This is a genomic window from Marinifilum caeruleilacunae, assembly GCF_013141825.1.
Taxonomy (GTDB): Bacteria; Bacteroidota; Bacteroidia; order Bacteroidales; family Marinifilaceae; genus Marinifilum; species Marinifilum caeruleilacunae.
The window spans coordinates 58687-72589 of record NZ_RZNH01000015.1 but is presented as its reverse complement, the minus strand read 5'-3'; the positions used below and the strand labels follow the sequence as shown (position 1 = coordinate 72589).

General features: G+C 36.7%; 11 protein-coding genes. 3 read left to right on the top strand and 8 right to left on the bottom strand.

Going from position 1 to position 13903, the window contains the following annotated elements; genetic code table 11:
- Positions 1-2 precede the first annotated feature (2 nt).
- Both ELS83_RS10630 and ELS83_RS10625 read left to right on the top strand, forming a co-directional pair.
- Entirely contained in the window at positions 3-2780 is a 2778-nt protein-coding gene (locus tag ELS83_RS10630) for a TonB-dependent receptor (protein WP_171595553.1), read from the top strand.
- A gap of 116 nt (positions 2781-2896) precedes the next feature.
- Positions 2897-3265: a CoA-binding protein gene (locus ELS83_RS10625; RefSeq protein WP_171595552.1), complete on the top strand. Its 369-nt coding sequence runs from the start codon at positions 2897-2899 to the stop codon at positions 3263-3265.
- 54 nt (positions 3266-3319) lie between these two features.
- On the opposite strand, the gene ELS83_RS10620 is transcribed toward ELS83_RS10625, so the two are convergent.
- The 5 genes from ELS83_RS10620 to ELS83_RS10600 form a co-directional block, all read right to left on the bottom strand.
- Entirely contained in the window at positions 3320-3643 is a 324-nt protein-coding gene (locus tag ELS83_RS10620) for a thioredoxin family protein (RefSeq protein WP_171595551.1), read from the bottom strand.
- Positions 3644-3710: 67 nt separating this feature from the next.
- Positions 3711-4547 carry a zinc ribbon domain-containing protein gene (locus ELS83_RS10615; protein ID WP_171595550.1) on the bottom strand — a complete coding sequence of 279 codons (837 nt, stop codon included), beginning with the start codon at positions 4545-4547 and terminating at the stop codon, positions 3711-3713.
- A gap of 5 nt (positions 4548-4552) precedes the next feature.
- Positions 4553-5647 (bottom strand): Nif3-like dinuclear metal center hexameric protein, encoded by a 1095-nt coding sequence (locus tag ELS83_RS10610; protein ID WP_171595549.1) that lies wholly within the window; start codon positions 5645-5647, stop codon positions 4553-4555.
- A gap of 19 nt (positions 5648-5666) precedes the next feature.
- A complete protein-coding gene (locus ELS83_RS10605) occupies positions 5667-6002 on the bottom strand; it encodes a MerR family transcriptional regulator (RefSeq protein ID WP_171595548.1) in 336 nt (111 codons plus the stop codon).
- A 151-nt stretch (positions 6003-6153) separates the two neighbouring features.
- Positions 6154-7122 (bottom strand): M23 family metallopeptidase, encoded by a 969-nt coding sequence (locus ELS83_RS10600; RefSeq protein WP_171595547.1) that lies wholly within the window; start codon positions 7120-7122, stop codon positions 6154-6156.
- A 130-nt stretch (positions 7123-7252) separates the two neighbouring features.
- Between ELS83_RS10600 and alaS the strand changes: the two genes are divergently transcribed.
- On the top strand, positions 7253-9886 hold the full coding sequence (alaS, locus tag ELS83_RS10595; protein WP_171595546.1) for an alanine--tRNA ligase: 2634 nt from the start codon (positions 7253-7255) through the stop codon (positions 9884-9886).
- 79 nt (positions 9887-9965) lie between these two features.
- Here the strand turns inward: alaS and ccsA are convergent, their stop codons facing one another.
- The 3 genes from ccsA to nrfA form a co-directional block, all read right to left on the bottom strand.
- Positions 9966-10751: a cytochrome c biogenesis protein CcsA gene (gene ccsA, locus ELS83_RS10590; RefSeq protein ID WP_216616488.1), complete on the bottom strand. Its 786-nt coding sequence runs from the start codon at positions 10749-10751 to the stop codon at positions 9966-9968.
- A 10-nt stretch (positions 10752-10761) separates the two neighbouring features.
- A complete protein-coding gene (locus ELS83_RS10585; RefSeq protein WP_171595545.1) occupies positions 10762-12003 on the bottom strand; it encodes a cytochrome c biogenesis ResB family protein in 1242 nt (413 codons plus the stop codon).
- 372 nt (positions 12004-12375) lie between these two features.
- Positions 12376-13890 carry an ammonia-forming cytochrome c nitrite reductase gene (gene nrfA, locus ELS83_RS10580; protein ID WP_171595544.1) on the bottom strand — a complete coding sequence of 505 codons (1515 nt, stop codon included), beginning with the start codon at positions 13888-13890 and terminating at the stop codon, positions 12376-12378.
- Between the last annotated feature and the right edge of the window lie 13 nt (positions 13891-13903).

Genomic DNA, 13903 nt, shown 5'->3' with positions numbered 1-13903 from the left:
CTATGCGTAAATCACTCATCACCTTGATCTTTATATGCATTCACTGCTCAATTTATGGGCAGTCTATAAGCATAAAACAGGACTCTATAAGCTTTAATGAGTTCATTCAAAAATTAGAAGATTCCTCATCATTCAAGTTCAATTATGCAAACGAGTGGGTTGATTCCCTCTATTTTAATGCCAATTTTGAGAACGAAAAAATTGTAAAGATTATTGATTGGTTGGGTAAAGAATCTGAATTACATTATCAAATTCTGGATAGTACAAAAGTGATCTTTACCAAAAACTACAAAGTCAAAACCAATTACTCCGATCTATATGCAAGTTTCATTTTAAAAAACAAGATCAGTACGTTGGATACGGTTCAATATAAATCACCTGTTTCAATAGTTGAAGCCGACAAAAATATCAGTGAAGAATACAAATTGTTTAAGATTGGCGATTTCTCTCGGAACCGAAGAAGGCAAAAAGCAACATTTGGAGGTAAAATAACAGATTTTGAAAGCGGCGAATCTCAAATCGGAACTGTCATTTACATCCAAGAATTAAAAAAAGGAAGCACAACCAATCAATATGGAGAATACTCTATCTCCATTCCTGTTGGAAAGTACAAGGTTGAATACAGCTCAGTTGGTATGAAAACAACTTATCGCAATATTATTATTCATTCCGATGGCAAACTTAATGTTGAAATGCATAGCAAACCTACTCCATTAAAAGAAGTAGTGATTACAGCTAAAAGTGAAGATCCTGTAAGAAATCTCAGAATGGGGACAAATAAGATCACTGTAAAAGCATTAAAACAACTTCCTTTGGGAATGGGGGAAACTGACATTATTAAAAGCGCCTTACTTTTGCCTGGTGTTCAGAGTGTTGGGGAAGCTTCGAGCGGTTTTAATGTAAGAGGAGGGAATACGGATCAGAATTTAGTGTTGCTAAATAAAGCTCCTATTAATAATACATCTCACTTTTTTGGTTTCTTCTCGGGTTTCAATTCTGATATCATCAAAGATATTACCTTATACAAAAGTGGTGTTCCTGCCAAATATGGGGGAAGAGTATCTTCGGTAATGAATCTGGATCTTAAGGATGGAAACAGAAAAAAGTTCAAACTAAATGGCGGAGTTAGTCCGGTATTTGGAAGAGTGACCCTGGAAGGCCCTTTAAAAAAAGAAAAAAGTTCATTTATTCTTGCTGGTCGAACAACCTATTCAGACTGGGTATTAAAACTGTTAGATGATAAAGATTTGAGAAAAAGTAGCGCCAACTTTTATGATTTGCAAGGCAATTTCTCATGGGATTTAGATGATAAAAACAGCTTATATTTATCTGCTTATGTAAGTAATGATGAGTTTGACTATCATTTACAAGATGAGTTTAAATACAAAACCTTGGCCTCTACACTTAAATGGAAACATCAATACAATTCTAAACTGTTTTCTACCTTTTCATCTGCTATCAGCAAATATGATTACACCTTGTTCTCAAGACAGGAAACCAGTCAACATTATAGTGTTGATTATAATTTGAATCAATATCTTTTTAATGCGGATTTTTCATACTTATCAGATCTTAACCACAAAATAGAGTTTGGTCTTCATGCAATCTACTATGACCTTTCGCCTGGAAACCAAAAGCCCAGCAATTCTGAGTCGCTAATTCGCAATAAGAAACTTGAAAGTGAACAAGCTCTAGAATTGGCAGCATATCTTAGTGATGAATTTGACATCTCACATTTCATGTCATTATCAGTTGGTCTTCGATATTCCTTATATGGAAATCTTGGTCCAAAAACGCAATACAATTATGCCGAAGGTCAGGCCAGAACCATCGAGTCTCAGATAGGTACCTACCAGCAAAAAAATGGTTTCATTACAACTTACTCTAAACCTGAATTTAGGATCTCTTCAAACATCAGGTTAGGCAGCTATAACTCACTAAAAATAAGCTACAATGGAATGAGCCAATACATTCATATGATTTCCAATACAATTGCAATGACCCCAACAGATATTTGGAAACTAAGCGATAAATACCTAAAGCCTCAGTACAGTCATCAATACTCCGTTGGATTTTACAGGCAAATAAAATCGAAAAGTTTAGAAGCATCCTTGGAAACATACTATAAAAAAATCAATAACATTATAGACTATAAGGATGGTGCACAATTGCTCATGAATGAACATCTTGAAACCGATGTTTTGAACGGAGTTGGTAAAGCTTATGGCATTGAGTTTATGCTCCAGAAGAAAAAAGGAAAGTTGACTGGTTGGTTCAACTACACCTATTCTAAAATATTGCACAAAATAGAAAGCGAATTTGAAGAAGAAAGAGTAAATGGTGGTTCATATTTTCCAGCAAATTACGACAAACCACACGACTTTAAATTTGTTGCCAATTATAAATTTAGCAGAAGGGTGAATGTATCAACAAATTTCTCTTACAGCACCGGTAGACCTTTTACCGCTCCTGTAGCTTACTATCATTTAGAAGGTACTGATAAAGTATACTACTCCGATAGAAATTCGATGCGCATGCCCGATTATATCCGTTTGGATTTTGCCGCCACCATCAATGGAAGCTTAATCAAGAAGAAACTGAATCATAGTTCATGGACATTTGCAATTTATAATGCTCTTGGCCGACAAAATGCCTATAATATCTTTTTCAGAACAGAAGAAGATAAAGTAAATGGTTACAAAATGTCTATTTTCGGAAAGCCCATTTTTACGGTAACCTACAATTTCAAACTATTTGGCAATGCCAAAGATGATTTTTAATTTTAATTTTAGAGAGGCCTTTTGCATTTTGTGAAAGGCTTTTTTCTGCCCTCTTTCTACGAATGTATCATCTATTTTATTATATTTATTACATGTAGATATCTAAATAAATAGACATGCAAAATACAGGTAAAACTCTTGTAATCGGTGCAAGCACGAAAGAAGACCGATACTCTAATAAATGTGTAAAATTGTTGAGAAAACACAATATCGAAACCATTGCTTTGGGAAATAAAGCTGGTACAATTGCCGATGTGGAAATTCAAACTGGCCGACCATGCGAATCGAAGTTGCAAACCATTGCCATTTATTTATCGCCAAAAAACCTAGAATCGTATCATGAATACATTGTAGGTTTGAAACCCGAAAGAATTTTATTTCCTCCGGGAACCGAAAACCCTGAATTTTACAAAAAAGCAAATGCCCTGGGCATAGAAACCGAAGAGGCTTGTCCCCTGGTGATGCTTAACACAGGTACATATTAAAAAATGTTGTAACAAATAAGCCGGCAATTTTCATTAAGCCGGCTGTTTTATTTTTTAAAAATACATCTCATAATAACGATTTAAAGCATCGTATACCTCATCTAGCCCTATGGCTCGACTTCTTCTTAAAACTTCCTGTCCGTCGATAAAAACAAGTAAGGATGGATTGGTGAATAAACCCTCTTGAGCTGCAATTTCGGGCTGCAAGGCAGTATCAATATGAAAGCCCTTTAATTTGGGAAATTTATTCTGAAACATCTCCCCCAGTTTTGGTCTTAAAACCTCACAAACTCCGCAGCCTGGAGCCGAAAAATAAATATAGAAGGATTCATTTTCTTGTTTCAAACGAAGCAATTCATTCAAGTTTTCAATTTTCATAGCTTGATATGGAATAAAAAAAACGGTTACCTTAAAGATAACCGTTTCTGTATTTTTTAAAATCGTACTATTCTTTTTTACGAGTTCTTCTTTTTGGTTTTGCAGCAGCTGCAGCTTTATCTGCTTCCTCAAGACTATGGTCGTAATCACAAATATAACGGTCAACCAAAATACGGCCGCAATACTCACATACGATAATTTTTTTACGCGAACGAATATCCATCTGGCGCTGTGGTGGAATCTTGTTAAAACAACCTCCACAAGCATCACGTTCAACAGTTACAACTGCTAATCCGTTTCTTGCATTCGAACGAATTCTTGAATAAGCTGTTAAAAGTCTTTCTTCAATCTTGGTTTTGAAGGTTTCCGACTTTTCAATCAACTTTTCTTCTTCCTTTTGAGTTTCGGAAACAATCGCATCCAACTCACCTTTTTTAGACTCCAAGTCAGCTTTCTTCTCAGCAAAAACAGCTTCCGAATTTTCGATTAAAGCTTTCTTATTGCCCATCTCAGCAGTAAATTCCTTGATGCGCTTCTCGCACAATTCAATTTCAAGGTTCTGGAATTCGATTTCTTTAGAAATAGAGTCGAACTCACGGTTATTGCGAACATTCATTTGCTGAGCTTCGTACTTTTTAATTAACAAACCAGCTTCTTTAATCTCTTGCTTCTTCTTCGCAATTGTATCAACAAGTTCTTTAACCTCTGTATTTAGATTTTCGATTCTGGTATCAAGTCCGGCAATCTCATCTTCCAAGTCCTGCACTTCCAAAGGAAGCTCTCCTCTTAGCGTTCTAATCTGGTCTACTTCAGAATCAACAGACTGCATTTCGTACAGGGTACGTAATTTTTCTTCAACTGAAATATCCTTTAAATCTGAAGCTTTTGGATCTTGTGTCGTCATATGTTTTACAAATAATTTATTGGATTCGAATTTATCTCAGAAATATGAACCGCAAAGTTAGGTAATTTTTTTGTAACTATCTCATAAAAAATATCTCGAGTAAATTGTTCACTTTCATAATGTCCGATATCGGCAATTATTAATTTGTCTTCGGCATCAAAAAACTCGTGATATTTAAAGTCTCCGGTAACAAAAATATCAGCTTTTGAAGCAATTGCCTTTCGCAGCAGGAAACTTCCACTTCCTCCACAAACAGCAACTTTTCTAATCTTATCTTTTGTGATATTTGTATGCCTGATGCAGCCACAACCGAAGATATCTTTTATTCTCTTTAAAAATTCAATGGCATTTTCTTCCTTTTCCAACTCTCCTACCATACCTAATCCAACCTGTGGATTCGTATTGTCGAGCGAATAAATATCATATGCCACCTCCTCGTATGGATGAGCATCTAATAAGGCGCCAATCACTTTTCCTTTCAAATGTTTTGGAAAAATCGTTTCTATACGTTCCTCTTTTTCGAAATGTAGTTTCCCTTTTTCTCCCACATGCGGATTAGTATCCTCTCCTCCTCTAAAGCTTCCTGTTCCTTCCGAATTGAAACTACACGCATCGTAATTGCCAATACTTCCAGCTCCGGCTTTAAAAATGGATTCTCTCACTTTTTCTGCATCAGCAGACGGTACAAAAGTAACCAGCTTCTTTAAATCTTCATCAAGCGGAGATAATACTTTCTTATTTTTCAGTCCAATTAGATCGCAAATTTTTTCGCTCACTCCACCACGAACCGAATCTATATTTGTGTGTGCTGCATAAATGGCAATGTTATTTTTAATGGCCATCATTACGGTTCGCTCCACATAGTTTGATCCGTTAAACCTTTTTAAACCTTTAAAAACAATCGGATGGTGAGCAATAATCAAATTTGCTCCTTTTGTTATCGCCTCTTCAACTACACTTTCTATAACATCAAGACAGATTAATATGCCATGTACCTCCTGTTTGTAATCTCCTACAATCAAACCTGCATTATCATAGGATTCCTGGTAAGATAATGGCGCAACTTCTTCTATCGACGAAATAATATCCCGTACTTTCAATTCTAATAAGTTTTAATGATTATAATTCATCTTTGATTTCCAGCAACAGATCCTTGATCTCTTGCAGGCGCGAAACAACGGTAAAATTATTTTCCGTGTCTTCCTTGTTTTCCTTAAGTTTTTGTTTTGCACCTTTCAGAGTCATTCCTCTTTCTTTAACCAGGTGAAAAATCAAATGAAAATTCTCAATATCAGCCTGTGTGAAAAATCGATTTCCTTTCTTATTTTTCTTTGGCTTAATAATATCGAACTCTTTTTCCCAGTATCGAATTAAAGAGGTATTTACCTTAAACATATCGGCTACTTCGCCAATTGAATAATAAAGCTTCTCTATTTTCTTTTCTTTATAAGGCACGTCGATTAATTTTTATTCATACCCTTTTTTAAAAAGAAGGGCGATGCTAAATATTTGGGAATAAATTATTAACTAAAAGTAATAAATAAAATGGCACGGAATAAATTTTTCCGTGCCACTTTTTATGTTCTCCTGGTTTTTTACGATAGAACTAATCCATTGCTTGACCGGTGTTCTCAGCATAAGCAACCATTTGGTCGTATTCGTCAGCCGAAAGGTCATTAAAATAATAGTTAATTGGATTTAATGTTTTACGACCTTTACGCACTTCGTAATGCAAATGTGGTCCCGTAGATATCCCAGTATTTCCTAATTCTCCAATAATTTCACCCCTTTTTACTTTTTGCCCTCTTCTTACTCTGTAGCTATCAAGGTGAGCATAAATGGTAGTGTATCCATATCCATGATCGATTACAATTTTTTTACCGTAACCTCTCTCCTTTTTCACAACCTTAACCACACCATCGCCGGTAGCATAAATAGGAGTTCCAATTTTTCCCGTAAAATCCATTCCATCGTGGAATTTACGTGTTTTGTAAATGGGATGGATTCTCCAACCATAACCAGCCGAAATTCGTCCAAAATCTTTAATTGCAACAGGCATAATAGCCGGTATTGCAGCAAGCATTTTGAATTTGTTGTTCACCATATCTTCCACATCGTCGTAAGATTTGGTTTGAACGTAAACGGATTTTGCCAACTGGTCCAACTTTTTAGTGGTTGAAATGACCAAATCGGCATTATCCATACTTTCTAAATGCTTATATCTGTTAACACCGCCAAATCCGGCTTTTCTAATGTTCGAATGAATGGGTTCTGCTTCGAAAATCACTCGGTAGATATTATCGTCTCTCTGCTCTAAATCACCCAATACAGTCTGTATTTGTTGTAATTTTGTATTCAGCAAAGTGTATTGATTTATTAGCCTTTGGTTCTCTCGCTCCAAGGATCTTTCTTTAGGGGAACCAAAGAAATAAAACAATCCTACTACCATCACAATTGCCAGTACAGAACTGGAAGCCATGTGCTTAAGAACATTGACAAAACGTGTCTTAAAGTTAATTTCTACCTTTTCGTAGCTAACCGACTCAGGATTAAACTGATACTTGGTTTTCGCCATGTAATACTTTTAGATTAATTTTGCAGAAGAGGAGTAAAATTTTCCTCATTTAAGTCAACAAAATTAAGGAATTAATCTAACTTTGCAAGCTAAGTATCGAAATCTCATCTATTTAAAACATAATAGACTCATGAATTCTAGCGAAATCAGACAAGCATTTTTGGATTTTTTTAATTCAAAGCAACATAAAATCGTTTCATCGGCGCCGATGGTAATAAAAGATGATCCAACTCTGATGTTTACCAATGCTGGTATGAATCAGTTTAAGGATATTTTTCTTGGTAACTCACCAGTTAAATACAATCGTATCGCAAACTCGCAAAAATGTTTGCGCGTATCGGGGAAACATAACGACCTTGAGGAAGTAGGACACGATACCTACCACCACACCATGTTCGAAATGTTGGGTAACTGGTCGTTTGGCGATTACTTTAAAAAAGAGGCCATAGACTGGGCATGGGAGCTTTTAACTGAAGTGTACAAACTTCCTGTTGATAGAATGTATGCCTCTGTTTTTGAAGGCAGTGCCGAAGACAAATTAGAACGCGATGATGAAGCAGCTGGATATTGGATGAAATACCTTCCTGAAGATCATATCATCAATGGAAACAAGAAGGATAATTTCTGGGAAATGGGTGATCAGGGTCCATGTGGTCCTTGTTCCGAGATTCACATCGACTTAAGAAGCGACGAAGAAAGAAAAATTACTTCGGGTAGAGATCTTGTAAATATGGATCACCCGCAGGTTATCGAAATCTGGAATCTTGTATTTATGCAATTCAACCGTAAGGCTGATGGTTCGTTGGAAGCGCTTCCTCACCAGCATGTTGATACAGGCATGGGATTTGAGCGTTTGTGTATGGCAATGCAAGGCAAAATTTCAAATTACGATACCGATGTATTCCAGCCAATTATTCAGTCTATTGCCAAAATGAGTGGTAAGGAATATGGCAAGGATGAAGAAATTGATATTGCTCTTCGTGTAATTTCCGATCATATCAGAACCATTGCTTTTGCAATTACCGATGGACAATTACCATCGAACAACAAAGCAGGATATGTAATTCGTCGTATTCTTCGTAGAGCAGTTCGTTATGGCTATACATTCTTAGGCTTCAAAGATCCATTCATGTATCGTTTGATTCCTGTTTTAATTGAAGTAATGGGACAGCATTTCCCAGAGTTGGTTAAGCAGCAAACTTTGATTGAAAAAGTGGTGAAGGAAGAAGAAAATTCATTCCTTAGAACACTTGCGAATGGTATTCGCTTATTGGATCAGATTATTGAGAAAACAAAGGCTGATGACTACAAAGTAGTGTCGGGTAAATTGGCTTTTGAGTTATATGATACCTACGGATTCCCATTGGATTTAACAGAACTGATTCTTAAAGAACAAGATTTGGTAGTAAATCGCCAGGAATTCAACAAGGAAATGGAAGCTCAGAAAAACAGATCTCGTTCGGCAACTTCGGTTGATACTGGCGATTGGGTTGAGCTTTTAAAAGACGATGTTGAAGAATTTATTGGTTACAATTACCTAAGCACTGATGTTAGAATTACTCGCTATCGAAAAATTTCGAGCAAAGGAAAAGATTCTTATCAGATGGTATTCAATATCACTCCTTTCTATGGAGAAAGTGGTGGACAGGTTGGCGATACCGGTTATATCGAAGCCAATGGTCAGAAAATTTCTATCATCGATACCAAAAAAGAGCATGGCTTAATTGTTCATTTTGCCAAAGAGTTACCAAACGATCCAACAGCAACATTTAAAGCTGTAGTAAGTGGAAGTAAAAGAACACTTACAGCCAACAATCATACTGCTACTCACCTTATGCACCACGCTTTACGCGAAGTATTAGGCGATCATGTTGAGCAGAAAGGTTCATTGGTAAATCCTGATCACTTGCGTTTCGACTTCTCGCACTTCCAAAAAGTAAGTGAAGAGGAAATTGCAAAGGTAGAGGCAATTGTCAATAAGAAGATCAGAGAAAATATTGCTGTTGATATTCACAATAACATTCCAATGACCGAAGCGGTTAATATGGGAGCAATGGCATTGTTTGGTGAGAAATACGGCGATTTGGTACGTGTTGTAAAATTCGAAGACTCGGTTGAGCTGTGTGGAGGTACTCATGTGGATGCAACGGGTCAAATCGGATTATTCAAAATTACATCAGAAGGTGCTATTTCTGCTGGTGTTCGTCGTATCGAAGCAATTACTGCCGACAAAGCTGAGCAATACATCAACGATAAATTAAATACTTTGCGTGATATCGAGAAAATTTTTAAGTCTAATCAAAATCTGATTAAGAATATTGAAGACTTGATTTCTCAAAATTCTGATATGAAAAAAGATCTGGATGCCTTCATGGCAGATCAGTTAAAGGTTACCAAGAATGATTTAAAGGCCAACATTTCTATTACAAACAATGTAGGAATTATTGCTGATACGGTAATGGTTCAAAATGCAGGAGAATTAAAAGATATTGCCTTCCAATTAAAAGGTGAGGTTGAAAACCTTGTATTTATCGCAGGAGCTGATTTGGGTGGAAAAGCAAACTTAACAATCATGTTCTCTGATAACCTGGTGAAAGAATACGATTTACACGCAGGAAATATTGTTCGCGAAGCTGCCAAAGAAATTAAAGGTGGTGGTGGTGGACAACCATTCTTCGCTTCGGCAGGTGGTAAAGATCCAAAAGGATTGCAACAAGCTATCGAAACTGCAAAGAAAATGGTACTTCACAAAATTGAAGGATAATTAAAAGCTTTAAGCTACAAGTATAAAAAACGCCGATTCATATGAATCGGCGTTTTTATATTATAGAATTTAGTTTGCTTTAAGGCTGCATGCTATAGGTATGAACACTAAATTGTGCTGAAGGCATATAATTAACACCAAACCAACAAACCAGAAGAATTACAAAGGCAAGTGCCAATATCCATAAAGCTGATACATATTTTTTAGGTTTCTGATACCTGCGGTGAATGTAAACCAAATATCCCATCCAGGTAATAAAAGCCCAGGTTTCTTTTGGGTCCCAGGTCCAGTAATGCCCCCAGGCTTCTTTCGCCCATAAAGCTCCAAACAGCAAGCCAAATGTAAGGAAAGCAAAGCCAAGGTAAACCAGGTTATCGGCGACAAGCATATATTTTTCCTCGAATTTATCGCGTTTAATTTGGTACAAACCATAAATGGCTACAAGAGTTGAAGCCGCCAAAAATGCATATGAAATGATATAAACCACCACATGTGGTACAAACCATGGACTTTGCAAAGCAGGCATTAATGTTTTCGAAAAATTTTCGGGATGCAAATAGTTTATGAACAAGAATAGCAAGGACATGAACAAACAGTAGTACAACATCCATAAATATCTCCATCTAAAATAGGTAATCAAGCCAATAATAGAAATAAAAAAAGAATACCATAACCTGGTTTCACCTAGAGTTCGTAAAGGAGGCCGTTCCAAACTGGTCCATAGAAAGCCAATGTAAATGGCCATACTCAGAATTCCCGTAAGTACCAGTGCATTTCTAAGTATCTCTTTTTTGGGTATCAATGCAGATAATATCCAACTTGCAGAACTCACACCTGCCGCCATTAAAAAATAGTTCCAAATCATATCTTCTTTTTTACTGCTCGTTGTTAATTGTTACTTTATTACCTCTCCAAAACATGTAAATGGATCCAATCATCATCATGAAAATGCCGATATACACATAAATTTGCCAAGGATCTTTTACGACTTCAACCACACTTAAAGTGGAATATTTCCCCATTTTCTCATCATAACTTAATTGATAAATTTTCCACCCATTTACACTTTGTGGTTTGTTCACTTCAAGAACCTGTTCTTCCTTTTTTCCATCAGGAGTAAATATGGTAACCTTAGAAGAAAACTTCTTTGGTTCCGGCACTGTCATCAACAAGGAATAGTTTTCGTTTAGTTTAAGCGATTCATGTGGTCGATTGAAACTACCGCAAGAAATCCAACCCGTTAGAGTTTCTGAGGTACTTGTGCTAACGCTCACTCTGGCAGCAGGAGCAGCACCAAAATCATGTAATGGATGGTATTTATCTCCTGCTCTTCCCGATACAGGTAAAAACTCATCTACTGTAACCGACCAATCATGCAATTGAGTAGTCAAATCGTTTTCAATCATGATCATAGATGGTTTGCTTGGTTCATACAGTTTTCCTGTTTCGTTTTCAACAACTGCCAACTTCGGATTAAATTCGTCGATCATGAAGTCATTCAGTTTAATGGCAAGTGGCAATTCGTAGTAATTCCCTTTGTCATCGTAAGCTTTCCACTCCGTTTTATTCTCATGTAAATCCATTTTCAGGCGCATCAGATCGCCAGAACCTAAACCTGCGGCAAATATGGTAATCCATAAACCTAAATGACTGCAAACAAAGCCCCAGTTCTTCATTTTAAATGGAATACTTTTTCGAATGATGACCAATGCCAATACGATTAGCAAGTAAAAGTTAATGAATAGGAAAGGCCAGGAAGTAGTCAACTGATTTAAACTCAGTTTTGTGATCAGATTTTCTTCTTGCATTGGCACTTGCGGAGTAAGTCCCATTATAATAACCAAAAGTGTAAGAACACTTATTGCACCGATTGAAGCGGGTATTCCTGATAAAAACAGGAACAGACTTGATTTTCGAATCAATCGGTAAAAACCCAATAAGAGCGCCAGGAATACAGCTCCTAAAATCAGATTCATTGGATAACGAATGGATGTACCTGTAGAGCTTTGTATTGTAAATTCAAGAAGAAATCCAATAATTATCAATCCAAATGCTATTAAAAAACTCTCGGCATATCCCCATGGGGTTTGCCATAATGGTTTAGTGGGTTTACTCATATCTTAATTTATTAACCTGAGTCCGATTAAAAATATCGTTCACAGAAAATCATATTTATTCGGGATTTGCATTAAAAAATCAAAAAGAATACCGGGGTATTTTGAAGATTTTTTAATGTAAAGATTGGATGAAGATGGTTTTTAAAAGAATTTACCTGCTTTTGGCATAAATTTCCTCAAATACTCGAAATATCCCGATATTACTTCGAGTATTTGAGAAAATTTCTACTCAAAACCAGAACAAACTGTGACAATATTTTTAATCGAACTCAGGTTATTAACAAGAATCTTAAGATCGTAACAATTTTTGAAACTTAAAAAATATGCCGCCCAAAACTGGACGGCATATGAACCTGATATTTGAACTGCAAATTATTGCACTTTTACTTGGTAAGTTGCTTCGCGTTCTTTTGCTTTCTTATCCCACTCTGGAACTAAGTTCTTCTTGAATGTTTCTTTCTCTTTATTCAATTTATCCATTGGTAAACCAATAAATTTCTGAGCCTTAGCTTTTGTAGTAATATCTGGATAAGGAACTTCGCCTGTGAAACCATACTTGTGGAAGATCTTCACCAAAGCGATACGAGCTTCCTGTACACGCTCTACACCAGTGGTAATAATACGACCAGTTTCAGTTGGAGCATGGAATGAACCACCATGAGAAGCAGCTGCATAATCCCAACGCCATTGTGCGTGACGGATCATCTTCAATACTGGCTTCATTTCTTCTTCCTTAGCACCTAAATCCCAAGCTTTCTTAGCTTCTACGTGAGCACGTACCAACAATTCTTCCAGCTTGTCGCGATTGTGAATAATCTGATCCTGACGAGTGTACACATTCTCGATCAACTTATCTGTCTCCTCACGGTGACAAACCTGACATGAGTTTGCTACATTGTTCAAAGGAGATTGAATATGGTGATCTGTGAATTTCTGTCCACCTTCTGATTTGTATGGCATGTGACAGTCTGCACAAGATACTCCGCGATCGGCGTGAATCCCTTTCAGGTATACTTCGTAACCTGGATGCTGAGCTTTCAACATTGGAGCCTTACTTAAAGCATGAGTCCAATCTTTGAATTCCATTTCATCATAGTACTCTTCCATTTCTTCAACACCCATACCTTTATCCCAAGGCAGCTGAACAAATGCAGATCCTTTTACACGATTCTTGTTAAAGTAGTACTCTACGTGACACTGAGCACAAACCAAAGAACGCATTTCCTGATGAGTTGCATCATTGATATCTTTACCCATTCTTTCGAAAGCTTCGATTAAGTAAGGACGAGTAATTTTAAGATTCATTGTTTCTGAATCATGACAGTCAGCACATCCAATAGGATTTACAACTTCATGTCCTTTTGACGACCATTTTCCTGCATAGTATTCAGCAACACCAATTTCGTTCATCAAACGAGGTACGTCAGGAGATTTACATGTCCAACAAGTAGATGGCATAGGACCCGTTTTATCATCCACCGGACCACCTGTACGTAATGTGTTTCTCAAATCTTCAACTGCATAATAATGACCACGTCCCTGGTTGTAATCTTTCGCAAAACCGTATCCAGCCCAAAGTACAACTAGTCGAGGATCAACCTCTAACATATCAATCATAGCACCACCGTTATACTTACTACGGAAAGTAGTGTCAGCAGTGTTATAGTACGATTCAAATTCTCTTGGGAAATTTTCACCCCAAACTTCATTTCTTGGTTCCCACTGTTCGTGCTCCACTTGTGGTGTATAGGCATAAACAGATTCTGCCCTTCTTTCCATAATAGATGAAGCTAACAATCCAAGTAGGAATACAACCACCAAAGTAACCAGGAAGATGAACCATCCCAACATTGGTTTTTTGCCTACAGATTCTTGTATTGGTTTCATAGTATATTTAGTT